Source organism: Kitasatospora sp. GAS1066B (assembly GCF_041262605.1).
GTDB lineage: Bacteria > Actinomycetota > Actinomycetes > Streptomycetales > Streptomycetaceae > Kitasatospora.
Genome location: NZ_JBGCCO010000033.1, coordinates 1 through 24,160 on the forward strand (window position 1 = coordinate 1; position 24,160 = coordinate 24,160).

The following is a 24,160-nucleotide window of genomic DNA, read 5'->3' on the forward strand; positions in this document are numbered from 1 at the left end:
CCGCCCCGGGGGGGGGCTCCCAACCATACCCGTCCCCCACCAACAACCTCGCGGGGGGGGGGGGCCGCCCGGGTGGGGGCCCCCCCGCCGGCGGCCCCCACCGCCGTGACAGCGGGCTGAGAGCGGTCTGGCAGCGGCGCCGGACAGTCTGACGGCATGACAACGACGACCGCCGCCCCGAACGACCAGGGGCACCGCTTCACTCTCCGCACCACCGCGCAGGTCGGCGCCGAACCGGCCAACGCCGTCGAGGCGCGAGGGATCGTCAAGCACTACGGTGCGACGAAGGCCCTGGACGGCGTCGACCTGACGGTCCGCCAGGGCACCGTGCTCGGCGTGCTGGGCCCCAACGGGGCCGGCAAGACCACGCTGATCCGGGTGCTCTCCACGCTGATCAGGCCGGACGCCGGCAGCGCGACCGTCGGCGGCTACGACGTGCTGCGCCAGCCCAAGCAGCTGCGCCGCACCATCGGCCTGACCGGGCAGTACGCCTCGGTGGACGAGTACCTCTCCGGCTCCGAGAACCTCTACCTGATCGGCCGGCTGCTCGACCTCTCCCGCAGGGACGCCAAGGCCCGCGCCGTCGAGCTGCTGGAGCGCTTCTCGCTGACCGAGGCGGCCGGACGGCCGGCCAAGACCTACTCCGGCGGGATGCGCCGCCGCCTCGACCTCGCCGCCAGCATGATCGGCCGCCCGCGGGTGCTCTACCTGGACGAGCCCACCACCGGTCTGGACCCGCGCACCCGCAACGAGGTCTGGGAGGAGGTGCGCCGGATGGTGGCCGAGGGCTCCACCGTGCTGCTCACCACCCAGTACATGGAGGAGGCCGAGCAGTTGGCCACCGACCTCACGGTGATCGACCGCGGCCGGGTGATCGCCAACGGCACGGTGGACGGCCTCAAGCGGGAGGTCGGCGGCCGGACGCTGCGGGTGCGCCCGGCCCGCCCGGGCGAACTGGCCGAGATGGTCCGCTGCCTGACCGACGCCGGGGTCCTCGGGGCCACCGCCACGCCGGACGGCGAGCTGCTCAGCGTGCCGATCGGCGGGGACGAGCAGTTGACCGCCGTGATCGGGGTGCTCGGCGGCCGGGGCTTCGGCATCGCCGGCATCGACACCGTCGTACCCAGCCTGGACGAGGTCTTCCTCGCCATCACCGGCAAGACGTCCACCGATTCGACCGCCGTCATCGAGGAGACCCAGCGATGAGCGCCGCCACCGCCACCCTGCCCCGTCCCACCGCCACTGCGGTCGCCGACAGCCGCACCACACCGCGCGACCACCTGCGGCACATCGGCGCGCTGACCCGGCGCAACCTGATGCGGATCAAGGCCGATCCGGAGTCGCTGTTCGACGTGCTGCTGATGCCGATCATCTTCACGCTGCTCTTCGTCTACGTCTTCGGCGGCGCGGTCTCCGGCAACCAGCAGGCCTACAAGCAGTACCTGATCCCCGGCCTGCTCGGCGGCACCGGGCTCAACCTGGCGATGGCGGTGGGCACCGGCCTCAACAGCGACCTGCAGACCGGGGTGATGGACCGGTTCCGCTCGCTGCCGATCGCCCGCTCCTCGGTGCTGATCGGCAAGATGCTGGCCGAGGCCTGCCGCGGGCTGGTCTCCTTCACCGTCCTGATCGTCTTCGCGCTGATCCTCGGGCTGCAGTTGAAGACCGGCCTGCCCGGGGTGCTCGGGGCGGTCGGACTCGCGCTGGTCTTCGGGATGTCGCTGGTCTGGATCTCCATGCTGCTCGGCCTGACGATGAAGAGCGCGCAGGCGGTCCAGGGGGTCGGCATGCTAGTGGTGATGCCGCTGCAGTTCGGCAGCTCGATCTTCGCCCCGACCAGCACCATGCCGGGCTGGCTGCACGAGTTCACCAAGGTCAACCCGCTCTCCAACCTGGCCGACGCCTGCCGCGCCCTGATCAACGGCGGACCGGTGGCCCACTCGGTGAGCATGGTGCTGCTCTGGTCGGTGGCGATCACCGCGATCACCGCGCCACTGGCCGTGAACCGGTTCCGCAAGCGGGTCTGACGGACCGTCAGACCCGGTCGGACGGATCAGAGTTCGGCCACCAGCTGGTCCAGCAGGGCCGTGGTCTCCGCCCAGGAGAACGCGCGGCCCTGCTCGCACGCGTCCTGGAATCCCGCCTCGCCCAGCAGCCCGATCAGCACCGACTCCCGGGTCTCCCGCTCGATCCGCTCCAGGAACGAGCCCTGCGCACCGAGCCGGCCGCCGTGCACCCCGCTCAGCAGGCCGGCCTGGCGGGCGAGTTCGCGGTCCCGGTCACGCTCGGCCCGGGCCGCCAGGATGCCGACCACCGCCGGGAGCAGCAGCAGGGTGACGTGCTGCGCGAAGACCAGCGCCGCCGCCGACACCTCGCGCAGCCCGCGCAGCCCGGCCCGCAGTTGGGCCACCGCCTCGTCCACCTGGCCGCAGCGGGCCAGCACCAGGCCCTCGGCGCAGGACACCAGGCCCTCCGTGATCCCCGGCAGTCCGGGACCGAAGCGGGCCTGTGTCGCACGCAGCCGGCGCAGTTCCTCGCGGGCGGCGGCGAAGTCACCGCGATGCGTGTAGAGCCCGCTGAGCAGGGTGTGGCCGTAGACCAGGGCGCCGTCGGCGTGCTGCCCACCGGCCAGGGCGCCCTCGATGCCCTGGCGGATCAACCGTTCGCCCTCCACCTGGTCGCGCTCCAGCACCGCCTCGCCGAGCCGCACCCGCAGCTGCGGCACATCCTGCGGAGCGCCGAGCTCCTGGGCCAGTTCGATCGCCTGCCGGTAGGCGGCGACCGCGGTGGCCGAATCACCCGCGTAGCCGGCCGTCTCGGCCTGCGCCGCGAGCGTCTCCGTCATGCCCCAGCGGTCGCCGAGCCGGGAGTAGATCGCCATCGCCTCGTCGCCGTCCTGGCGGGCCTGCGCCAGGCCGGCAGCCCTGTCGTTGGACATCTTGGCGCGCAGTTGCAGGGTCCAGGCCAGCTCGCTCTCCCGCCCGTACCGGCGGCAGCCCTCGACCGCCTGGTCGATCAGGGTGAGCATCTCCTCGGCCTGGCCGGCCAGGAAGCAGGCGAAGATCCGCAGCAGCGCGGGGTAGGAGTAGGACTGCGGCAGGTCGGGGTGGTAGGCCCGGAGGATCCGCGGCGCGCGCTCGACCAGCGCGTGGTCGCCGATCACGTCCATGTCGCCGTCGAAGCGGGAGATCAGCTGGTAGATCCAGGCCTGCCGGCGGGCCTCGGCCAGCATCGCCGGCGGCCAGGGCAACGGGTGCTGGAGCGGCCCGAGCTCCAGCGGCTCGGGCGCGGGGGCGTCGTCCGCGAACGGGTCGGAGCTGAGCGCGCAGACCTGGTCGAGCCAGTCGCGGGACTCGGTGCGGTAGTCGCGCAGCAGCCAGAACCAGAGCATCCCCAGCACCAGGCTGAGCGCGTCCGGCTCGGCGCGGGTGTCCAGCGCGTGGCGCAGCGCGGCCCTGACGTTGTCCTGCTCGCGCTCCAGCACGCCGAGCCAGTGCATCTGCTGGTGGCCGTGCAGGTTCGGCTCGGCCGTGCGGACCAGTTCGCGGAAGGCGGCCAGGTGCCGGTCGGCCACCGCGCGGTGCTCGCCGGACTCGGCGAGCTTCTCGACGCCGTACTCGTGGATCGTCTCCAGCATCCGGTAGCGCGGCGGGCCGTCCGGATCCAGCCCCGCGACCAGCAGCGACTTGTCGACCAGCGAGAGCAGCAGCTCGGCCACCTCGCCGGTGGCGACCGACTCGCCGTCGGCGCAGACCAGTTCGGCGTCCGCCAGGGTGGCACCGCCGGCGAACACGGCGAGCCGGCGCAGCACCGCCCGCTCGCGCTCGTCCAGCAGCTCCCAGCTCCAGTCCACCACCGCGCGCAGCGTCTGCTGCCGGGGCAGCAGCACCCGGCTGCCGCCGGTGAGCAGGGCGAACCGCTGGTCCAGCCGGTCCGCCAGCTGGCGGGGCGTCAGGCCGCGCAGCCGGGCGGCGGCCAGCTCGATGGCCAGCGGCAGGCCGTCCAGCCGGCGGCAGATCTCGGCGGCCGCGGCCGGATCGTCGGCGACCGAGAAGCCGGCCCGGGCGGCCGCGCCCCGCTCGGCCAGCAGGCGCAGCGCGACCGGGTCCGGCAGCGGCTCGACCGGCAGTACCGTCTCGCCCGGCACGCCGAGCGGCTCGCGGCTGGTGGCCAGGATGCTCAGGTGCGGGCACTCGGCGAGCAGCCGGTCGGCCAGCTCGGCGGCGGGCTGGATCAGGTGCTCGCAGTTGTCGAGCAGCAGCAGCATCCGGGACCGGCCGCAGTGCTCGACGATCCGGCGCACCGGGTCGTCCTGGCGGGTGTCGGTCATCGACTGGTGCAGCACGGTGGCGCGCAGGCCGAGCGCGGAGAGCACCGCGTCCGGGACGGCGCTCGGGCTCTCCAACGGCGCGAGTTCGGCCTGCCAGACGCCGTCGGGCCAGCGCCCGCCTGCCTGGGCGGCCTGGCCGGCCTCCACCGAGAGACGGGTCTTGCCGGAGCCGCCGGGCCCGGTGAGGGTGACCAGCCGGGCCGAACCGATCAGCTCGGCGAGCGCCGTCAGGTCGTGCTCACGGCCGACGAAGCTGGTCAGCCGGGGGCGCAGGTTGCCGCCGGCGAGCATCACGGGTGCGGGCGCGGGTGCCGGCGCCGTTGCAGGTACAGGTGCAGGTGCAGGTGTCGGGGCCTGCTGGAGCAGTTCCTGGTGGACGGCGCGCAGCTCGGCGCCCGGGTCGGCGCCCAGCTTCTCGGCCAGCGCCCGGCGCAGCCGCTCGTATCGCTCCAGCGCCTCGGCGGTGCGCCCGCAGCGGTGCAGCGCGCGGATCCACAGCACGTGCAGCGGCTCGTCCAGCGGGTGGTCCGCGCAGAGCCCGGCGAGTTCGGCGGCCACCTCGACGGCCCGCCCGAGCGCCAGGTCGGCGCCGATCCTGGCCCGGCGCGCCTCGTCGCGCTGGGCCTCCAGCCGCACCGCTCGGCCCGCCCGGTCCGGCAGGTCGGCCAGGGCCGGGCCGCGCCACAGCGCCAACGCCTCGCGCAGGTGCTCGGCGGCCGCGTGCGCGTCACCGGCCGCCAGCGCCCGCTGCCCCTGCTCGGCCAGCCGCTGGAACCGGGTCAGGTCGCTCTGACCCGTCGTCAGCCAGTAGCCGGCGGGCCCTGATTCGATCTCCGCGCGGCCGATGGTGCGGCGCAGCCGGCCGACCAGAGTCTGCAGCGCGGCGGCCGAGTCCTGCGGCAGCTCACCGTCCCAGACCTCCGCCACCAGCGCCTCGGCCGGCACCGGGCGGCCCTGGCGCAGCACCAGCGCCGCGAGCAGCGCGCGCAGCCGGGCACCGCCGAGCGGAACCGGGGTGCCGTCGTCGTGATGGGCGGTCGTGGTGCCGAGGATGCCGTAGTGCACGGGGACCATTCTGCTGCTTCGGCCGCGCGCCGAGCCCAACAGGGCGGGCCGGGCCCAACAGAGCGGACGCAGCGGGGCCGGCTGGTGGGCGGAACGGGGCGGGCCGATGGGACGTTCACTTGTCGATGGCGCGGGCCGACCGGCATGATCGGTGGCGCCTGCCCCTCCATTCGCCACCATGCCATCCCCTGACGGAGACCCGTTCCCATGAGCTTTGCCACCACACGCGGCCCCAAGAGCGAGGAGCGCCGGATCAGCCCGGTGTTCTGGGTGCTGCTGGCGACCCTGGTCACCTCGGGCTGGGCGGTGTGGACCGGCTACGGATCGACCCGCTTCGGGGTCTTCCTCTTCGTGGTGGCCGGCTGGATGGTCTCGCTCTGCCTGCACGAGTACGCGCACGCCCGCACCGCGCTGCACGGCGGGGACATCACGGTGGGCGCCAAGGGCTACCTGACCCTCAACCCCTTCAAGTACGCCAACTCGGTCACCAGCTTCGTGCTGCCGGTGGTCTTCGTGGTGCTGGGCGGCATCGGCCTGCCCGGTGGCGCGGTCTTCATCGAGCGCAGCCGGATCCAGGGGCGGCTCAAGCACAGCCTGATCTCGGCGGCCGGGCCGCTGGTCAACCTGGTCTTCGGGGCGGTGCTGCTGCTGCCGGTGGGCACCGGCCTGCTGGACGGGGTGGCACCGGACTTCCTGGCGGCGCTGTCCTTCCTCGGCATGCTGCAGATCAGCGCGGCGCTGCTGAACCTGCTCCCGATCCCCGGTCTGGACGGCTACGGGATCATCGAGCCCTGGCTCTCGCTGCAGACCCGCCGCGCGGTCGCGCCGTTCGCGCCGTACGGGATGCTGGCGGTCTTCATCGTGCTGTGGCAGTCGCAGGTGAACGTCTGGTTCTTCAACCTGGTCTACGACATCATCGAGCTCTTCGGCGTCGACCGGTACTACGCCTGGGTGGGCTCCGACCTGTTCCGGTTCTGGACGCACTAGCCGTTCCGGCGAGCCGGAGGCCCTAGCCGTTCTGGCCGGCCGCCCGCTCCAGCTTCTCCTTGCGCAGGTAGTACCAGGCGATGTTGCTGGCCACGCCCGCCATCAGCACCCAGATCACGCCCAGCCAGTTGCCCTCCACGAAGGAGACCACGGCGGCACAGACCGCGAGGACGAAGACGATCGAGGCGTACAGGGCGTTGCGGGGCATGGCGGCCGGCTCCAGGCAGATCGGGTGGGTTTGCGTACCCCATTCTCCCGGAAGGTCCGGACCCGCCCGCAGCCGGGTGGGGCCGGACCTTCGGTATCGTCACGCGATCGCCACAAGCGGACGACAGTGCGTCATCTTTCGGGCGCTGCCGCCCACCGCTGTCAGACGTCGGTGACCCGCAGCCCCGCGTGCGCCTTGTAGCGACGGTTGACCGAGATCAGGTTCGCCACCAGCGACTCGACCTGGTGGGCGTTGCGCAGCCGGCCCGCGTAGATGCCGCGCATGCCGGGGATCCGGTCGGTCAGCGTCTGGACCACGTCGGTGGCCGCCCGCTCGTCGCCGAGGACCAGCACGTCGGTGTCGATCGTGGCGATCTGCGGGTCCTGCAGCAGCACGGCGGACAGGTGGTGGAACGCGGCGGTGACCCGGGAGTCCGGCAGCAGCGCGGCGGCCTGCTGGGCGGCGCTGCCCTCCTCCGGGGTGAGCGCGTAGGCGCCCTGCTTGTCGAAGCCCAACGGGTTGACGCAGTCCACCACGATCTTGCCGGCCAGCTCGCCGGCCAGGGCGGCCAGCAGCTCGCCGTGCCCGTCCCACGGCACCGCGATGATCACGATGTCGCTCTGCCGGGCGGTGCTCGCGTTGTCCATGCCGCGCACGCCGAGTCCGAGTTCGGCGGCGGCGGACTCGGCGCGCTCGGCGCTGCGCGAGCCGATGATCACCTGCTGGCCGGCCTTGGCCAGCCGGTAGGCCAGGCCGCGGCCCTGGTCGCCGGTGCCGCCGAGGACACCGACCACCAGCTGCGTGACGTCGGGCAGCTGGGGTGCGGGGTTCGCTGATTCGAGGGAAGTCATACCGAGATCCTGCCAAAGCCGCGAGCCCGCCTCCATCCTGGCGCCATGGACGTGACGAGAGTGAGCGCGCTGCGCGAGGTCCTGTCCGGGTCGCCGCTGCTGGACTCGACCAGGAGCTTCGCCGGCTCGCTGCGGCGCGCTGTGACCCGGCGCTCGGCCTGCGGCCTGCTGCTGGTCGGCAGCCCTGACTACGAGCCGTGGCATCTGGCGGCGCACCTGGACGACGAGGCGGGCTGGTCCCAAGTGCCCAGCCTGGCACCGACCTTGATCCGCCACCAGGTGCCAGGCACGGCCAACGCACCGCCGCAGCTGCGGCACGACCTGCGGCGACTGGCGGCGGCCGGGCGCGGCGAGACGGTGCTGGTGGTCACCCCGCAGGCCCCTGGCGACGCGCTGCTGGAGCGGGTGCACGACGCGCGCCGAGGCGGCGCGACCGTGCTCGCGCTGGCGGCGGACGCCCCCGAACTGGCCGAACTGGCGCACGAGAGCCTGACGGTGGAGAGCCCCGACGAGCCGGGCTTCGACCTGGTGCAGCACCTGGTCGGCGCGGCGGCCGGCGAGCGGCCCCGGCCCTGGTCACGGCTGGCGGGGCCGGCCGGCCTGGCCCGGGTGGTGCGGCGGTTCACCGCCGAGCCGGTCGACCGCTGGTGACCCGCGGGCCGGACTCCCCCACCGGATAAACCCGTTGCGACCGCGGGTCGGACCACGCAGGATGGCCGCTCATGACCGAAGCCGGCCCCGCCGAACCCGAGCCGCCCCACCCGAGCCTGCTGCGCCGCCTGCGCCCCGACCTGGCACCGATGCGCACCTCCCGGGACTTCCGGCTGCTCTGGGGCTCGGGCTGCGTCTCCAGTTTCGGCAGCTTCCTCACCTACGTCGCCGTCCCGCTGCAGATCAAGCAGTTGACCGGCTCCTACCTCGCGGTCGGCTCGATCGGCGCGGTCGAACTGCTGCCACTGATCGTCTTCGGCCTCTGGGGCGGCGCGCTGGCCGACGCGCTGGACCGCCGCAAGCTGGTGCTCTGCGCCGAGGCCGGGCTCGGCCTGCTGAGCGGATTGCTGCTGCTCGACGCCCTGCTGCCGCACCCACTGCTCTGGCCGATCTACCTGGTGGCCGGGCTGGTCGCGGCCGTGGACGGCCTGCAGCGCCCGGCACTGGACACGCTGGTGCCGCGGATCGTGGCGCACGAGCAGCTGACCGCCGCCTTCGCGCTGATCTCGATCTACCGCAACACCAGCACCATCGCCGGCCCCGCGCTGGCCGGCGTCGTCGTCGCGTACGCCGGCGGCCCGGCCACCGCCTACGCGCTGGACGTGGCGACCTTCGCCGTCTCGCTGCTGCTGCTCGTCCGGCTGCGCGCGGTGCCCCCGCCGACCGGGGCCGCCAAGCCCTCGGTGGCGGCGATCATGGCCGGTGTCCGGTACGCCTGGAGCCGTCCCGAGCTGCTCGGGACCTACCTGGTGGACATCGCCGCGATGCTCTTCGCCTTCCCGAACGCGATTTTTCCGTTCCTGGCCGACGACCTGCACGCCGGCTGGGCGCTCGGGCTGATGTACGGCGCCACGGCGGTGGGCGCGCTGCTCGTCTCCGTCACCAGCGGCTGGGCCTCGAGCGTCCATCGGCACGGCCGGATGGTGCTGCTGGCCGCGCTGGGCTGGGGCGCGGCGATGACCCTGGCCGGGCTGGCGGGGAACGTCTGGCTGGTCCTGCTCTGCCTGGCGGCGGCCGGCGGTGCGGACATGATCAGCGGGATGGGCCGCTCCACCATGTGGAACCAGTCCATCCCCGACGAACTGCGCGGCCGCCTGGCCGGGGTGGAGCTGCTCAGCTACTCGGTGGGCCCGAACCTGGGCCAGGTGCGGGCCGGCGGCACGGCCGCGCTGGTCGGCGCCCGCGGCTCGGTCTGGCTGGGCGGGCTGGCCTGCGTGCTGAGCGTGGGCGGGCTGGCGGCGGTGCTGCCCAAGCTGCTCGCCTACGACGCGCGGACCGACCCGCACGTGGCGGCGGCCCGCGCGGCGCGCGAGCAGGCGGCGAACGCGACCGCGGCGAACGCGGCGGCGACAGCGCCCGCCTGATGGCAGGTCAGCTCTTGTCGTCCTCGGGCCGCACGTCGCTGTCGCTCCAGCGCGGGTCGGTGGCCCACTCCTCGTTGCGCTCCCGCGCGGTCTCCAGCGCGTGCCCCGCCTCCTCGCGGCTGGCGTACGGGCCGAGCCGGTCCTTGGCCGGGCACTCCGGCCCCTCCTCGACCTTCTGGTGCTTGAGGCAGTAGTACCACTCGCCCGGTTTCCCGACGGTGCCCCGCTTGAACAGCGCCATGAGTTCCTCCTCGTCCGCTACTGCTGATCATGCCCGTCGGCGCCTTCGCACACACAGCCGGGACGCCGGGAACCGGGCGCTAGAATCGCGGCCATGGCTCACCTCGTTCCCGGTATCCAGTCCCCCACTCGCAAGGTCCCGGCGCACATCGCCCGGCCGGAGTACGTCGGCAAGCCCGGCCCGACGCCGTACACCGGGCCCGAGGTGCAGGACGCGGAGACCATCGAGAAGATGCGGATCGCCGGTCGGATCGCCGCCCGGGCGATGGCGGCGGCCGCCGAGCTGATCGCGCCCGGGGTGACGACCGATCAGCTGGACGCGGTAGCCCACGAGTACATGTGCGACCACGACGCCTACCCGTCCGACCTGGGCTACCGGGGCTTCCCGAAGTCGGTCTGCACCTCGATCAACGAGGTGATCTGCCACGGGATCCCGGACTCGACGGTGCTGCGGGACGGCGACATCGTCAACATCGACGCCACCGCCTACATCCACGGGGTGCACGGCGACCTGAACGCCACCTACCTGTGCGGCGACGTGGCCGAGGAGTCACGGCTGCTGGTCGAGCGGACCCGGGAGTCGCTCGCCCGGGCGATCAAGGCGGTCAAGCCGGGGCGTCAGATCAACGTGATCGGCCGGGTGATCGAGTCCTACGCCAAGCGCTTCGACTACGGCGTGGTGCGCGACTTCACCGGCCACGGGATCAACACCTCGTTCCACTCCGGCCTGATCATCCCGCACTACGACAGCGACCGGGCCACCCAGGTGATCAAGCCGGGGATGACCTTCACCATCGAACCGATGCTCACCCTGGGCACCTATGACTACGAGATCTGGCCGGACGGCTGGACGGTGGTCACCAAGGACCGCAAGCGGACCGCCCAGTTCGAGCACACGCTGCTCGTCACGGCGGACGGGGCGGAGATCCTCACCCTGCCGTGACGCCCCGCTGTGGCCGCCCGCCGGAGCGGGCGGCGCCTCAGCCGATCAGCCACTGCTCCTCGGCGACGGCGCCCACCTCGGTGCACGCGTCGGTGAGCACGTCCAGCACCCGCAGCGGGTCCGGCAGCGGCTGCTCGGGCCCGCGCAGCCAGCGGACCTGCGAGCCGTCGGGCAGCGCGGCCGGGGGCAGCAGGGTGTAGGAGCCGCGGCAGTGCCAGCGCAGACCCGGGTGCTCGGACACGGTGTCCGGGTGGGTGTCCAGCGCGCTCGACCACCACTCGTCCTCGTCCTCCGGGGTGCCCCTGGTGGTGGTGAAGAAGAGGTAGCGCTCCTCGCCGACGGCGGCGACCGGTCCCTCCACGCCGAGCGCGGTGAGCCGCTCCAGCGCGAGCCGGCCGGCCTCGGCGGGGACGTCGAGCACGTCGTGGGCGCGGCCGGTGGCGGTGATGAAGTTGGCCAGCGGGTCGCGGGAGAGCCAGCGGGTCAACTGCTCGGCGTCGGTGGTGGCCTGCGACTGCCAGGCGAACGAGACCGGGTGCTGCGCCGGGGCCGGACAGCCGACCCGGTCGCAGGAACAGCGGTGACCCGCCGGATGCGCGGCCGGGGCGAGCGGGAAGCCGGCCTGGACCGCGCCCAGCAACAGTTCGAGCCGGTCCGCGGGGGAAGCCGCGCCGCCTGCGTCCGACCCGGTGCGCGGCCGATCGCGTCGCTGCCACCACGTCGTCCACCTGCTGCTGGCTTCCATCGGGCCCCTTTCGCACGGCTGTGACGTGTTGCGGCACAGTGTTCGACGCAACTACGGACGCAAACGCCCGGCGCTGCCCACGGCTTCCCGGGGTCACCGGAGCGCCGCTCCTCGGCGGCGGCGGTCGGGCGCGGTCGGGCGCGTCGACGCGCGCCGTAGCCGGCCCGTGACGGGCCGCCGACCCGGGTCGGGCCCGAGGGCGTACTGAGCAGGATAAGGGAGTATCGGGGTCGCCCGGACCGGGGGTGTCCGGGCCACGGCGTTCGAGCCGGGTGTTTGGGTCGACCGGTCGGATGGTGCGAAGCTGGCCGAATGAGGAGCGCGGATACGGAATTCATCGGGGGGCCGCTGGACGGCCGGGTGCTGCCGGTCTACCTGAGTCCGTTCAACGCGGTGCCCAAGCGCTACTCCGTGCCGGTGCCCGCGCACGGCGAGGAGCCGGCCCGGACGCTGGTGTACGTCCGGGCCAAGCGGTACAGCTCGAAGGGGCGGGCACGCTGGGTGTACGAGTACCAGGTGCCGGAGTCGGAGCGACCCGACGCCGAGCCGGAGCAGCCCGACCGGTCGGAGCCGGGCGCCGAGTGACTCACCCCTCCTCGGCCAGGATCAGGTAGAGCTTCTTCCTGGCCTCGACCAGCACCGCGAGCCCCTTGGTCCGCTGCTCCTCGGTGCCGGTCGCCATCACCTGGCGGATCGCCTGCTCCACCGAGGCCAGCGCCTGGCCGACCTCGTGCACCGCCTCCCAGTCGATCCCGCGCCCGGCCTCCTGCCAGGGCTCGGCGGCCCCCGCCTCCGCCTCCGTGCGACCGGTCTCGGACAGCGTGAACAGCCGCTTGCCGCCGGTCTCCTGAGCCTCGATCAGACCCTCCTCCTCCAGCAGCTGGAGGGTCGGGTACACCGAACCCGGGCTGGGCCGCCAGGCCCCCGAGGTCCGCTCACCGATCTCGGTGATCATCTCGTAGCCGTGCATCGGCCGCTCCTTGAGCAGCGCCAGCAGCGAGGCCCGCACATCCCCCCGCCGGGCCCGGCCACCGTGCCGCCCGCGCCCCCGGCCGCCATGACCGCCGAACCCACCGCCGAACCCACCGCGGAACGGCCCGCCGAAGGGGCCACCACCCGGCGGGAACGACGGACCGTAGGCCCCGCGCTGCTCGGCGAACTCACCGGGGATCCGGTCGAACGGCCGACCACCGTCGCGACGGCCACGACCGCCGCTCATCCTCTGCCTGCGCATGACGCGCACCACCTCTCTCATCGGCCGACGAAGCACTCACGAGGTTTCGCGAGCTACCTTCGTACGATCTCGATGCTTCGACGATATATCGGTAACTATCGCTCGTCAACGTTTTTGCGCATGGCGCGGCCTGCTGCCGTCCCGGATGGCGAGGAGGGTCACCGGACCGATGACCGGACCGATCAGGAATCGAGAAGCGTCGTCACCGGGCCGCAAGTAGCGTGGCCGCCGTGGACCGTTGCCGCGAAGGCGGCCCCGCCCGACAGATGGAGACCCGAAGCATGGCCACGAGGACGGACAGCACGTCGCCCGCGCCGCATGTCGCCGACAGCCACGACCTGATCCGCGTGCACGGTGCGCGCGTGAACAACCTCAAGGACGTCAGCATCGAGATCCCCAAGCGCCGGCTGACGGTGTTCACCGGGGTGTCCGGCTCGGGCAAGAGCTCGCTGGTGTTCGACACGATCGCCGCGGAGTCGCAGCGGCTGATCAACGAGACCTACAGCGCCTTCGTGCAGGGCTTCATGCCGACGCTGGCCCGGCCCGAGGTCGACGTCCTCGACGGGCTGACCACCGCGATCATCGTCGACCAGCAACGGATGGGCGCCGACCCGCGCTCCACGGTCGGCACCGCCACGGACGCCAACGCGATGCTCCGGATCCTCTTCAGCCGGCTCGGGCGGCCGCACATCGGCTCGCCCAAGGCCTTCTCCTTCAACGTCCCGTCCATCAGCGGGGCGGGTGCGGTCACTCTCGAGCGCGGCGGGAAGACCGTGAAGGAGCGGCGCAGCTTCAGCATCACCGGCGGCATGTGTCCGCGCTGCGAGGGGCGGGGCGCGGTCTCCGACATCGACCTCACCCAGCTCTTCGACGACTCCAAGTCCCTCGCCGAGGGCGCGCTCACCATCCCCGGCTACACGCCGGGCGGCTGGAACTACCGGCTCTACAGCGAGTCGGGCTTCTACGATCCGCAGAAGCCGATCCGCAAGTACACCAAGAAGGAGCTGCACGACTTCCTCCACCACGAGCCGGAGCGGATGAAGATCGCGGGCATCAACATGACCTACGAGGGTCTGATCCCGCGGATCCAGAAGTCCTACCTCGCCAAGGACCGGGAGGGGATGCAGCCGCACATCCGGGCGTTCGTGGACCGGGCGGTCACCTTCACCGTCTGCCCCGAGTGCGGCGGCACCCGGCTGAGCGAGGCGGCCAGGTCCTCCCGGATCGGCAGGATCAGCATCGCCGACGCCTGCGCGATGCAGATCAGCGACCTGGCCGATTGGGTCCGCGGCCTCGACGAGCCGTCGGTGGCGCCGCTGCTCGCCACGCTGCGGCAGACCCTCGACTCGTTCGTGGAGATCGGGCTCGGCTACCTCTCGCTCGACCGGTCCTCGGGCACGCTGTCGGGCGGCGAGGCGCAGCGGGTCAAGATGATCCGCCACCTCGGCTCCTCGCTGACCGACACCACCTACGTCTTCGACGAGCCCACCGTCGGCCTGCACCCCCATGACATCCAGCGGATGAACGGCCTGCTGCTGCGGCTGCGGGACAAGGGCAACACGGTGCTCGTCGTGGAGCACAAGCCGGAGACGATCGCGATCGCCGACCACGTCGTCGACCTCGGCCCCGGCGCCGGTACGGCGGGCGGCACCGTCTGCTTCGAGGGCACCGTCGAGGGGCTGCGGGCCGGCGGCACCCTCACCGGCCGCCATCTCGACGACCGGGCCACCCTCAAGGAGACGGTGCGCGAGCCCACCGGCACGCTGGCGATCCGCGGTGCGACGACGCACAACCTGCGCGACGTCGACGTCGACATCCCGCTCGGCGTGCTCGCCGTCGTCACCGGTGTCGCGGGCTCCGGCAAGAGCTCGCTCATCCACGGGTCGCTGGTCAACGGTTCGGGGACCCCTGGCGAGGGTGTGGTCTCGATCGACCAGGGCGCGATCCGCGGCTCACGGCGGAGCAATCCGGCGACGTACACCGGCCTGCTCGACCCGATCCGCAAGGCGTTCGCGAAGGCCAACGGCGTGAAGCCGGCGCTGTTCAGCGCCAACTCCGAGGGTGCCTGCCCCAATTGCAACGGCGCCGGCGTCATCTACACCGACCTGGCGATGATGGCCGGCGTCGCCACCACCTGCGAGGAGTGCGAGGGGAAGCGGTTCGAGGCCTCGGTGCTGGACTACCACCTCGGCGGCCGCGACATCAGCGAGGTGCTCGCGATGTCGGTGAACGAGGCCGAGGAGTTCTTCGGCACCGGTGAGGCGCACACGCCGGCCGCGCACCGCATCCTGGACCGGCTCGCCGACGTCGGGCTCGGCTACCTCACGCTCGGCCAGCCGCTCACCACGCTGTCCGGCGGCGAGCGGCAGCGGCTCAAGCTGGCCACCCACCTGTCCGAGAAGGGCGGCGTCTACGTCCTCGACGAGCCGACCACCGGCCTGCACCTCGCCGACGTCGAGCAGTTGCTCGGCCTGCTCGACCGGATCGTCGACTCCGGAAAGTCCGTCATCGTCATCGAGCACCACCAGGCGGTCATGGCGCACGCCGACTGGATCATCGACCTGGGCCCCGGCGCCGGCCACGACGGCGGCCGGATCGTCTTCGAGGGCACGCCCGCCGACCTCGTCGCCGCCCGCTCCACCCTCACCGGCGAGCACCTCGCGGCCTACGTCGGCGCCTGACCTGGGCCCTCGCGGACACCGCGCGGTGCTGCCCGCTGCCCTCGGCCGTTCTGTGGCACGATCGGACGGGTGACGAGCAGACCGGACGCGGCGCAGCAACTGCGCGACCTCGCGCGGCTGCGCCGCGTGCGCGACCGGATCGACCGGGAGTACGAGCAGCCGCTGGACGTCGAGGCACTCGCCCGCGGCGTGCACATGTCGGCCGGGCACCTCAGCCGCCAGTTCCGGCTCGCGTACGGCGAGTCGCCGTACGGCTACCTGATGACGCGGCGGATCGAGCGCGCGATGGCGCTGCTGCGTCGCGGCGACCTCAGCGTCACCGAGGTCTGCTTCGCGGTCGGCTGCTCGTCGCTGGGTACCTTCAGCACCCGCTTCACCGAGCTGGTCGGCGTGCCGCCCAGCGCCTACCGCAGCGACGCGGCGCGCACGACGGCCGGGCTGCCGTCGTGCGTGGCGAAACAGGTGACCAGACCGATCAGGAATCGCGGCGGTGCCGCGGCGTCCACTGATCACGGCTCAACCGGGTGAGTTCGGGGCCCAGCTGCCCGGTCGGCCAGGCGGCGGCCGCTACGGTGGCGGGCATGGCTGGTGAAACGGATCTCCAGAAGCTGCTCGCTGACATGCGCCCCGTGCTGAACCCGGGACGGTTCGTCTTCTGCACCTTCGGCGGGCGGGTGCCCACCGGGCTGCGGCCCGTCGTGACGGTGGCCGAGGCCGAGGGGATGACGGCGGTGGTGGAGCAGCAGGAGGCCGACGCGCTGGGCCTGCCCTACGACTTCGTGGCCGCCTGGATCACGCTGCGGATCCACTCGGCGCTCGCCGCGGTCGGCCTCACCGCGGCGGTGGCCGGGCGGCTGACCGAGCACGGGATCAGCTGCAACGTGGTGGCCGGCTTCCACCACGACCACCTCTTCGTGCCGGCCGGCGAGGCCGAGCGCGCCGTCGACGCGCTGCGACGCCTCGCGGCCGAGAGCGCCTGACCGACGCACCCCACCGCACCCCGCTACCACGCCTGCCCGGCCCCACCCTCGGGAGTGGCGCCACCCGGCGGTACGCTACGGCTTCTTTGACCGTAGGACAGGCGACGGGGGCGGGGAAGATGCGGATCGGCAACAGACAGAAGGTCGCGGCGGGCCTGATAGCGGTGACCGCGGCGGGAGCGTTGACGGCATACGGGATCACCGGCTCGGGGCACGGGCACCGCACGGCCACCGCCGGCACGGTGACCGTCGCGGACGGGCCGTCCGCGAGCGCCTCCCTCACCGCCTCGCCCACCGCCAGCGCGTCCGCGAGCGACCCGGCCGCACCCAGCCCGTCCGCGAGCGCCTCCCTCACCGCCTCGCCCAGCGCCACGAGTTCGGCCGGCCCCTCGCGCGGCGCCTCGCACAGCCCCGCGCCGAGCGCCTCCCGCGCCACCACGCCGAGCGGCGCCCAGAACAACGCCGCGCCCGCCACCAGCGCCGCACCCCCGGCCAAGCCGCAGGCACCCGCACCCGCGCCGACCACCAAGCCCGGCCCGGTCGCACCCCCGCCGCCGGCGGCCGCCCCAGGGGTCCCGCCGCTGCAGAGCAGCTGCAAGCCGTCCTACACCGGCACCAACGCCGCCGACGCCGATGTCGCCGCCGCGCTGACCGCCGCCGCCGGCAAGGCCCGCACGCTGACCCTGGGCAGTGGCGGCACCGACCGGATGCCGGCCCTGCCGGTCAACCTGGTCAAGGCGGTCGCCTGGCAGGAGAGCGGCTGGCAGTCGACCATCCTGGCCTGCGACGGCGGGATCGGCACGATGCAGATCATGCCGGCCACCGCGCCCTGGATGAACGGCAAGTTCGGCACCAAGAACGACGTGCAGACCCTGGCCGGCAACACCGACCTCGGTGCCGAGCTGCTGGACGAACTGGTCGCGTACTACGGCGACTCCGACTTCGGCGGCACGTACGACCTGACGCCCGACCCGACCACCGGCAAGAACCCGCTGCTCGACCTGGTGATCGCCGCCTACAACGCGGGCGCGGGCAACGTGCACTACAACACCGTCACCGACCCGAGCACCGGCGTCACCACAGGCAGTTCGGTGATCCCCAACCCGGGGTACGTCGCCGCCGTCGAGGCGCTGATGACCACCTGCCCGTGCATGGGTCACTGAGGCCGGCAGGGCCTGGCGGCGGCGCACCGCGAAACACTTCACCGTAGCCCGGGCGGTTTCGAACGCGCGGGCGGCGTGCGGGAATCGTCGTCGGCTTCCTTCGATCGGAGCATGACCCCCGGCTAGGCTGGTCGGCATGGACTCGTCTTCCCTCCCCGATGTGCTGCGGATCGTCTCTCGCTCCTCTCCGATGGCACTCGCCCAGGTCGAGCGGTTCCGGGCCGAACTGGCCGTCCTGCACCCCGAGATCCGCACCGAGGTGGTCCCCGTGACCACCGCCGGCGACCGCTGGACCGGCTCGCTCGCGGCGCTCGGCGGCAAGGGCGCGTTCACCAAGGAGGTGGACGCCGCGCTGCTGGCCGGCGAGGCGGACGTCGCGGTGCACTGCGTCAAGGACGTGCCCGCCGACCGGCCGCTGCCCGCCGGCACCGTCTTCGCCGCCGTGCTGCGCCGCGACGACCTGCGCGACGCCCTGGTGCACCCCGACGGCCTGACCCTCGATCAGCTGGCGCCGGGCAGCCGGATCGGCACCTCCTCGGTCCGCCGGGTTGCCCAACTGGCCGTCAGCCACCCGCATCTCAGCTGCGTGCCGATGCGCGGCAACGCCAACAGCCGGCTGGCGAAACTGGCCGCCGGCGAGGCCGACGCCCTGCTGCTGGCCGCCTCCGGGCTGGCCCGGATCGGCGAGCAGCAGCAGATCAGCGAGGTGCTGAGCCTGGAGACGATGTGCCCGCCGATCGGCGCCGGCGTGCTCGCCCTGCAGTGCCGCGAGGAGGACGCGGCCACCATCGAGGCGGTGCGCGGCCTGAACGACGAGGCGGCCTGGCGCGAGACGACCGCCGAGCGGATGTTCCTGCACGTCCTCCAGGGCCACTGCAACAGCCCGATCGCCGGCTACGCGCGCGCCGAGCGGGACGGCCGGCTCTCGTTGCGCGGCCGGGTCTTCACCCCCGACGGCAAGACGGTGCTGGACGCCCACGAGTGGGCCGGCCCGCTGGACCCGGCGACACTGGGCACCTCGGTGGCGGTGGCACTGCTGCGGCAAGGGGCGCGGGAGCTGATCGACAGCATCCCGCACTGAGCCGCGCCGGACTCACTCCCGCTCGCGCCGGTTCTCCTCCGCCGCCTCGGCCACGCCCGCCTCGTGCCCGGCCACGTAGACCCGCCGGACGAAGTCGGCGGCCTGCTCCTGGGTCAGATCGTCGGTCAGCGTCATCAGCTCGTCGGTGAAGCGGATCAGCCAGTGCTGTCGGTGTGCCATGGCTCCCATGGCACACCGACAGCAACCGGCTCGCGCGCGGTGTCACCCGTTCGGGGGTCCGGGTCCGCAGCCCAGCCACTCCCTGACGTGCAACTAACCGGTTGCACACGAGGGACTCCATGTGCAGCCCTCAGGTAGCGCATTTAGCCGCGCATCCACGGGAGGGAAAACTGCCACATGCTCACCGACGCCATCGAACGTTCGGCAGCGGCCCGCTCACCAGGGTCGACCTGCGCCCCGGCGGGCGGCTGGTCCTCGACCACGGGGTGCACGGCAGCCTGCCGGCCGTGATCGAGCGGGGCGAGTCGAGGAGCTGGAAGTCGACCGGGCCGACTTCTGCGGTCACGACTCACGGCGGGTCAGCGCAGCTGGGCGCGGTGCAGATAGAGGTCGCGGAGCAGGGCGATCTCGGCGCCGTGGTGGACGACCTCCTGGTTGACCCACCAGACCACGTCCAGGAACCGCTCCTCCGGGTCGCCGCCGTACGGGTAGCGGCTGCGCCCGACCTCGTCGAGCGCGGCGTCGTCGGCGTCGAGCAGCGCCGCGCGCCAGGCCGCGGCGCCGGCCGTGAAGGCGGCGACCGCGCCGGCGGCGTCGCCGTGGAATCGGTACTCGTCCCGGGTCAGGGCGCGGCTGCCGTTGGTGTGGTCGGCGCGGAGGGTGAGCATCTCGGCGAGGTGGCCCAGGCGCCACGCGATGGTGGTGAACGGTGGCGGCACCGGATGCGGGCTCGGCGCCGAGTCGCGCCCCCAGTCGCCCGCGCCGACCAGCAGCGTCGCCCGCGAGCCGGGTCCGTCCGAGCGGCGGCGGATCGACCAGCAGTCAGGCACCGGCTCCCAGCGGTACTCGGCGTCGGTCATCGGGCTGACGGCGACCTCGGTGCCGTTGCCGCTGTCGACCCCGGGGCCCGCCATCCGGTGAGTCAGGCGTTCGCAGCCGAAGTCGAACTCCGCGAGCAGCGGGACCAGTCGGGCGGGCAGCGCCATCGAACACTCCTGGGTCGGCCGTACTGACGTGACCGTCCGCACCCTGCCACAGCCGATCCACCGGCGCTTCCGATTTCCCGGAGTGGGGTGCGGGACGCCAAGGTGGAGGCATGTCCGACAAGTACGCACGCGTGGAGCGGGAGCGCCGCTTCCTGCTCGCCGCCCCGCCCCCACCCGCCGCCGTCACCGCGACCCGCCGGATCGCCGACCGCTATCTCGACGGCACCCGGCTGCGGCTACGGATGATGGTCGAGCCGGACGACGCGGCGCCGATCTACAAGCTCACCCAGAAGATCCCGGCCGAACACCCCGGCCCCGTCCAGGGATTGATCACCAACACCTATCTGACCCGGGCCGAGTACGAGGTCCTCGCGGCCCTCCCCGCGGCCACCCTCGACAAGACCCGGCTCGGCGTGCCGCCGCTGGGCATCGACGTCTTCGACGGCCCGCTGCGCGGACTGGTGCTCGCCGAGGCCGAGTTCGACAGCGACGAGGCGGCCCACGCCTTCCGCCCACCCGTGGCGGCCGTCGCGGAGGTGACCACGGACCCGCGCTTCACCGGCGGCCGGCTGGCCCGGGCCGAGCGCGGCGAACTGCTGGGCTGGCTGGCCGAGTACGGTATCTGAGCCGGGCAGCCGGGCAGCCGGGCACACCGACAGACTGGGACGACAACGGCCGAGGGGGCTGCATGGCACAGACGCGCGTCCTGCTCATCGACGCGGCACCGGGCCCGCTGCTGGACCGGGAGTTGGCCCGGCTGCTCGACCACGGTCTCTCCCCCACCCTGAACCTGCGCCGGGTGCCCACCGCCGAGCGCCCGGCGGCGCGGGCGGCGTGGGACGGACGGGTGGCGTTCACCGATTTCGACGCCTTCGACGAGCGGGAGCTGATCACCGCGACCGTCGCGTCCGGCCTCGGCCACGACGCCGTCAAGTCCCGCTCCGGGCCACCGTTGCGCGCAGCCTTCCTGGCGGCGGCGACCGATCCGGCGCTGGCCCATCCGCTGCGGGTGATCGGCCGCGCCGGGGCGGGCACCGACCACGTCGACCTGTCCGCCGCCACCGCGCACGGCATCACCGTCACCCACACCCCGGGCTCCAACGCCACCGGGGTCGCCGAGTTCGCGCTGGCCCAGCTGCTCACCCTCAACCGGCGGCTCGCCTCGCACAACCGGGCTTCACACCAAGGAAGTTGGCCGCCGAGCGTGACTCCGGTGGCGGAGCTGTCGGAACTGACACTCGGGATCGTCGGCCTGGGCCTGATCGGGCGAACCCTGGCGAGCAAGGCCGCGGCGCTCGGCATGACGGTCCACGGCATCGGTCGCGACGGCGACCTGCGAGAGCTGCTGACGGTCAGTCAGGTGATCTCGCTGCACCTGCCGCTCACCGCGCGGACCCACCACCTGATCGGCGAGGCCGAGTTGGCGCTGCTGCCACCTGGCGCGATCCTGCTGAACACCGCACGCGGCGGCATCGTCGACGAGCGCGCCCTGGCCGACGCGCTGAGCGAGCCGCAACACCCGCTCGCGGCCGCCGCCGTGGACACCTTCGAGCACGAGCACGCCGCCTTCGCCTCCCCCCTCTTCGGCCTGCCGAACGCGCTGCTCACCCCACACGTCGCCGGCATGACCAGGACCGCGATGACCACGGCCGCACTACGCTGCGCGGACCACCTCGCGGCCTTGCTCGCCGGGCGGGCGGAGGGTATCCCGACCGTGAACTGACGGAGCGTCACCACTTCCGGGCGGGTCGGTCGCCTGCCCGGCGTGCACACCGATCGTCGCAAGGAGTGAGGCGAGTGGCGTCTGGTACCAGAAACTCGTACCATTACAGTACGGAAACTTGCTTTTTACGCGGAAGGCACGCCGATGGCGATCAGCGCGAGCGAGGCACGCACGCAGCTCTTCCCGTTGATCAAAAAGGTCAACGATGACCACACCCCGGTAAGGATCACCTCCAAGAGCGGGGACGCAGTCCTCATGTCCGCCGAGGACTACGACTCGTGGCAGGAGACGATCTATCTCCTGCGCTCCCCCGCCAATGCCCAGCGGCTCATGGAGGCCGTCGCCCGCGACAGGGTCGGCCACCCCGGCGCCACCAAGACCATGGAAGAGCTGGAAGCCCTGGCCGGTGAGGTGTGAGGAGCATCCACTTCGATCCGGACGTCTGGGAGGACTTCCTGTTCTGGCTCGGATCGAACCGGAAGATGGCTCAGCGGATCACCCGCCTGATCGGCGAGATCCAACGCGACCCGTTCAACGGGATCGGAAAGCCCGAGCCGCTGAAGGGCGACCTGGCCGGCTACTGGTCACGCCGAATCGATGACGAACACCGCCTGGTGTACCGAGCCGACGAGAAGGAAGTGAAGATCCTCAAGGCTCGCTACCACTATCAGTAAGAGTGGCGCGCCGGCTCCACGGAGGCCTGTCCCCTCAGGAACCGCTGGTCAGTCGGGGCGACCTCGCCGCATGGCCCGGTCGCGCGCAGGACGACGTCGAGGACGGCGTCCGGATCGGCGGCATAACTGTGGGCGAACCACGGCATGTTCGCTTCGACGACCGCCCACTGCTCGCGACCGGTGTCCGGGTCCTGGACAAGGCCGACATCGACGGCCACCGCGCTCGGCAGCGAACCACGCTCCGCCGCCAGTAGCCTCTGCGCGAAAGCACGCACCGCCGCCTCGTCACGGTTCCCGTCCAACGGCGCGGTGTCCAGACGTCCGTAACGGGCATAGCGGCTGCCGGTGACGAGCTGCCCGTCCAGCACGAACAACCGGAACTCGACAGCGAAAGTCACCACCTCGGAGAGCAGCACCGCCGTATCGGGGCCGATCCGCTCGCCCTCGCGGGGAAGCCGACTGCCGTCGGCGTAGACCGCTGCGGGGAACTGCTTGTCACTCGGCGGCTTCACAAAGAGTGGGCGACGTGCGGTCCATGCCTCCGACAGCGTGGTCAACTCGATGCGGCGGCCGGTGAACTCCTCGGGCAGGCCGGTGAGCCAGTCGTCGGCGGGCTCCAGCAACGCCAGGTCCAGCCGACCGGCGATCCGGTCGGCCAGCAGCGGACCGCCGTACCAGTGCACGATCCGGCCCGTCAGCTCCCCCGGGGCCAGCGGGCCGTCCAGCGTCATGACCTCGAGGCCACGGCGCTCGGCGGCTTCGGCGAGCAGCCGGCTCGTGCTGGTCAGCTGCGCCGACGTCAGGAGGATCTCAGCACCCGTCTGACGAACTGGGTAACGCGTCAGGGGCATCGTTGCCCTCCTTCGTTCAGCTGATCGACTGCCCACCGTAGTGGCCGTCCCGAACCGAGGACGAGTGGATATCCGTAGCCTCGTTCGTCAGTGCCGCCCGCTACGGTGCACGGCATGGCAACGGGGATCGAGTACGTACGGGGCGACGCGACCACGCCGCTGGGCAAGGGCCCGAAAGTGATCGCGCATGTCTGCAACGACCTGGGCGGCTGGGGCAAGGGCTTCGTCCTGGCCGTCTCCCGACGCTGGCCCGAGCCCGAGACGGCGTACCGGCGATGGCACCGTGAGCGGGCGGGCAACGACTTCGGCCTCGGCGCCGTGCAGGTGGTGCAGGTCAACCGGCTGCTGTGGGTCGCCAACATGATCGGCCAGCACGGAACACGCACCGGCAGCAAGGGCGTCCCCGTGCGCTACGAAGCCATCGACACCGCTCTGGACACCCTCGCCGAACGCGTGGTCGAGCTCGCCGCGTCCGTCCATATGCCCCGCATCGGCTGCGGGCTGGCCGGCGGCCGATGGGAGCGGGTCGAACCGCTGGTCCTCGCACGGCTGGCGGACCGCGGCATCGCCGTGACCGTGTACGACCACGACTGACCTACTGCCAGGTATCGGTCTCATGACAGGCGTCCGTCACTCGGTCCGAGGGACTTTCGAGGGACGTTTCACCGGCTGACGCGGCTGCCCCCTGGAAGATCGGAAAGGGCCTCCGACACAGGTCAGAGGCCCTTTCCGAGGTAAAGCCGAGCTAGCGGCGGACGAGCCGGCCTGTACGCCGGGTTCTGTTCCTGGGTTGCTTGCGCGGGCCCAGGCGACGGCCATCCATCTAGGGCTGCCGTTGCCGACAGCCTCGTGCGGTCTACCCGCGAGCTCGGGCGAGCAGCCCTCGAACACCCGCGCACGGTGCCCGAGGGCACCGATCTTGACCTTGCTCCAGGTGGGGTTTACCGAGCCGGCCGAGTCACCTCGGTCGCTGGTGGTCTCTTACACCACCGTTTCACCCTTACCGGCGGCCGGAGCCGTCGGCGGTCTGTTTTCTGTGGCACTGTCCCGCGGGTCACCCCGGGTGGGCGTTACCCACCACCCTGCTCTGTGGAGCCCGGACGTTCCTCGGCGGGCCTGTTGAGGACCCGTCGCGACCGCCCGGCCGGCTCGTCCGCCGTACT

The 24,160-nt window shown here is 72.4% G+C and carries 26 protein-coding genes and 1 other RNA gene; 17 read left to right on the forward strand and 10 right to left on the reverse strand.

From position 1 onward, the window contains the following. Positions 1-156: 156 nt before the first annotated feature. Both ABH937_RS30165 and ABH937_RS30170 read left to right on the forward strand, forming a co-directional pair. Positions 157-1,206, forward strand: a complete 1,050-nt coding sequence (locus ABH937_RS30165) for an ATP-binding cassette domain-containing protein (protein WP_280686877.1) — start codon at positions 157-159, stop codon at positions 1,204-1,206. Beyond that, the gene (locus ABH937_RS30170; protein ID WP_280686876.1) at positions 1,203-2,027 is read left to right on the forward strand and encodes an ABC transporter permease; all 825 of its coding nucleotides are present in this window, start codon (positions 1,203-1,205) and stop codon (positions 2,025-2,027) included. The genes ABH937_RS30165 and ABH937_RS30170 overlap by 4 nt, the downstream gene beginning before the upstream one ends. Before the next feature lie 26 nt (positions 2,028-2,053). Here the strand turns inward: ABH937_RS30170 and ABH937_RS30175 are convergent, their stop codons facing one another. Beyond that, entirely contained in the window at positions 2,054-5,404 is a 3,351-nt protein-coding gene (locus ABH937_RS30175; protein ID WP_370220094.1) for a BTAD domain-containing putative transcriptional regulator, read from the reverse strand. Between the two features lie 198 nt (positions 5,405-5,602). Between ABH937_RS30175 and ABH937_RS30180 the strand changes: the two genes are divergently transcribed. Beyond that, entirely contained in the window at positions 5,603-6,382 is a 780-nt protein-coding gene (locus ABH937_RS30180) for a site-2 protease family protein (RefSeq protein WP_280686874.1), read from the forward strand. Between the two features lie 22 nt (positions 6,383-6,404). Here ABH937_RS30180 and ABH937_RS30185 read toward each other — a convergent pair whose 3' ends face one another. Then, entirely contained in the window at positions 6,405-6,590 is a 186-nt protein-coding gene (locus ABH937_RS30185; RefSeq protein WP_280686873.1) for a hypothetical protein, read from the reverse strand. A 161-nt stretch (positions 6,591-6,751) separates the two neighbouring features. Further along, the gene (gene npdG, locus ABH937_RS30190; protein ID WP_370220095.1) at positions 6,752-7,441 is read right to left on the reverse strand and encodes an NADPH-dependent F420 reductase; all 690 of its coding nucleotides are present in this window, start codon (positions 7,439-7,441) and stop codon (positions 6,752-6,754) included. Positions 7,442-7,486: 45 nt separating this feature from the next. Between npdG and ABH937_RS30195 the strand changes: the two genes are divergently transcribed. Together ABH937_RS30195 and ABH937_RS30200 are read left to right on the forward strand one after the other, a co-directional pair. Then, the gene (locus ABH937_RS30195) at positions 7,487-8,092 is read left to right on the forward strand and encodes a hypothetical protein (RefSeq protein WP_370220096.1); all 606 of its coding nucleotides are present in this window, start codon (positions 7,487-7,489) and stop codon (positions 8,090-8,092) included. Between the two features lie 71 nt (positions 8,093-8,163). Next, entirely contained in the window at positions 8,164-9,516 is a 1,353-nt protein-coding gene (locus ABH937_RS30200; protein ID WP_280686870.1) for an MFS transporter, read from the forward strand. 7 nt (positions 9,517-9,523) lie between these two features. Here the strand turns inward: ABH937_RS30200 and ABH937_RS30205 are convergent, their stop codons facing one another. After that, positions 9,524-9,757, reverse strand: coding sequence for a hypothetical protein (locus tag ABH937_RS30205; protein ID WP_280686869.1), 234 nt, complete (start codon positions 9,755-9,757; stop codon positions 9,524-9,526). 93 nt (positions 9,758-9,850) lie between these two features. Between ABH937_RS30205 and map the strand changes: the two genes are divergently transcribed. Further along, positions 9,851-10,699 (forward strand): type I methionyl aminopeptidase, encoded by an 849-nt coding sequence (gene map, locus ABH937_RS30210; RefSeq protein WP_370146057.1) that lies wholly within the window; start codon positions 9,851-9,853, stop codon positions 10,697-10,699. A gap of 37 nt (positions 10,700-10,736) precedes the next feature. On the opposite strand, the gene ABH937_RS30215 is transcribed toward map, so the two are convergent. After that, positions 10,737-11,444 (reverse strand): bifunctional DNA primase/polymerase, encoded by a 708-nt coding sequence (locus ABH937_RS30215; RefSeq protein ID WP_370220097.1) that lies wholly within the window; start codon positions 11,442-11,444, stop codon positions 10,737-10,739. A 312-nt stretch (positions 11,445-11,756) separates the two neighbouring features. Between ABH937_RS30215 and ABH937_RS30220 the strand changes: the two genes are divergently transcribed. Next, a complete protein-coding gene (locus ABH937_RS30220) occupies positions 11,757-12,029 on the forward strand; it encodes a hypothetical protein (RefSeq protein WP_280686867.1) in 273 nt (90 codons plus the stop codon). Between the two features lies 1 nt (position 12,030). Here the strand turns inward: ABH937_RS30220 and ABH937_RS30225 are convergent, their stop codons facing one another. Beyond that, positions 12,031-12,678 (reverse strand): PadR family transcriptional regulator, encoded by a 648-nt coding sequence (locus ABH937_RS30225; protein WP_370220098.1) that lies wholly within the window; start codon positions 12,676-12,678, stop codon positions 12,031-12,033. Between the two features lie 281 nt (positions 12,679-12,959). Between ABH937_RS30225 and ABH937_RS30230 the strand changes: the two genes are divergently transcribed. The 5 genes from ABH937_RS30230 to hemC all read left to right on the forward strand — a co-directional run bounded on the left by ABH937_RS30230 (position 12,960) and on the right by hemC (position 18,583). After that, entirely contained in the window at positions 12,960-15,359 is a 2,400-nt protein-coding gene (locus ABH937_RS30230) for an excinuclease ABC subunit UvrA (protein ID WP_280686865.1), read from the forward strand. A 69-nt stretch (positions 15,360-15,428) separates the two neighbouring features. Then, entirely contained in the window at positions 15,429-15,887 is a 459-nt protein-coding gene (locus tag ABH937_RS30235) for a helix-turn-helix transcriptional regulator (RefSeq protein WP_370220099.1), read from the forward strand. Positions 15,888-15,940: 53 nt separating this feature from the next. Further along, positions 15,941-16,339 (forward strand): ACT domain-containing protein, encoded by a 399-nt coding sequence (locus tag ABH937_RS30240; RefSeq protein ID WP_280686863.1) that lies wholly within the window; start codon positions 15,941-15,943, stop codon positions 16,337-16,339. A gap of 86 nt (positions 16,340-16,425) precedes the next feature. Continuing rightward, positions 16,426-17,502 (forward strand): lytic transglycosylase domain-containing protein, encoded by a 1,077-nt coding sequence (locus tag ABH937_RS30245; RefSeq protein ID WP_280686862.1) that lies wholly within the window; start codon positions 16,426-16,428, stop codon positions 17,500-17,502. A 136-nt stretch (positions 17,503-17,638) separates the two neighbouring features. Beyond that, positions 17,639-18,583, forward strand: coding sequence for a hydroxymethylbilane synthase (hemC, locus tag ABH937_RS30250; protein WP_280686861.1), 945 nt, complete (start codon positions 17,639-17,641; stop codon positions 18,581-18,583). A 12-nt stretch (positions 18,584-18,595) separates the two neighbouring features. Here hemC and ABH937_RS30255 read toward each other — a convergent pair whose 3' ends face one another. Beyond that, positions 18,596-18,763, reverse strand: a complete 168-nt coding sequence (locus ABH937_RS30255; RefSeq protein WP_370220100.1) for a hypothetical protein — start codon at positions 18,761-18,763, stop codon at positions 18,596-18,598. A 359-nt stretch (positions 18,764-19,122) separates the two neighbouring features. Further along, positions 19,123-19,749 carry a DinB family protein gene (locus ABH937_RS30260; RefSeq protein WP_280686858.1) on the reverse strand — a complete coding sequence of 209 codons (627 nt, stop codon included), beginning with the start codon at positions 19,747-19,749 and terminating at the stop codon, positions 19,123-19,125. Positions 19,750-19,859: 110 nt separating this feature from the next. Here ABH937_RS30260 and ABH937_RS30265 point away from each other — a divergent pair, with 110 nt between their 5' ends. From ABH937_RS30265 to ABH937_RS30280, 4 genes are all read left to right on the forward strand, one after another. Further along, the gene (locus ABH937_RS30265; protein WP_370220101.1) at positions 19,860-20,375 is read left to right on the forward strand and encodes a hypothetical protein; all 516 of its coding nucleotides are present in this window, start codon (positions 19,860-19,862) and stop codon (positions 20,373-20,375) included. A 62-nt stretch (positions 20,376-20,437) separates the two neighbouring features. Then, positions 20,438-21,472 (forward strand): NAD(P)-dependent oxidoreductase, encoded by a 1,035-nt coding sequence (locus ABH937_RS30270; protein WP_370220102.1) that lies wholly within the window; start codon positions 20,438-20,440, stop codon positions 21,470-21,472. Between the two features lie 144 nt (positions 21,473-21,616). Then, positions 21,617-21,889, forward strand: coding sequence for a type II toxin-antitoxin system prevent-host-death family antitoxin (locus ABH937_RS30275; RefSeq protein ID WP_280686855.1), 273 nt, complete (start codon positions 21,617-21,619; stop codon positions 21,887-21,889). Further along, positions 21,886-22,146, forward strand: a complete 261-nt coding sequence (locus tag ABH937_RS30280) for a Txe/YoeB family addiction module toxin (RefSeq protein WP_280686854.1) — start codon at positions 21,886-21,888, stop codon at positions 22,144-22,146. Before ABH937_RS30275 ends, ABH937_RS30280 begins: the two co-directional genes overlap by 4 nt. Here the strand turns inward: ABH937_RS30280 and ABH937_RS30285 are convergent. Then, positions 22,140-22,997, reverse strand: a complete 858-nt coding sequence (locus ABH937_RS30285) for an ATP-grasp domain-containing protein (RefSeq protein WP_370220103.1) — start codon at positions 22,995-22,997, stop codon at positions 22,140-22,142. The two genes, ABH937_RS30280 and ABH937_RS30285, sit on opposite strands and share 7 nt — an antisense overlap. Positions 22,998-23,111: 114 nt before the next feature. Here ABH937_RS30285 and ABH937_RS30290 point away from each other — a divergent pair, with 114 nt between their 5' ends. Next, positions 23,112-23,591, forward strand: a complete 480-nt coding sequence (locus ABH937_RS30290; protein WP_280686852.1) for a macro domain-containing protein — start codon at positions 23,112-23,114, stop codon at positions 23,589-23,591. Positions 23,592-23,749: 158 nt separating this feature from the next. Here the strand turns inward: ABH937_RS30290 and rnpB are convergent. Next, positions 23,750-24,149: RNase P RNA component class A (rnpB, locus tag ABH937_RS30295), an RNA gene on the reverse strand. Between the last annotated feature and the right edge of the window lie 11 nt (positions 24,150-24,160).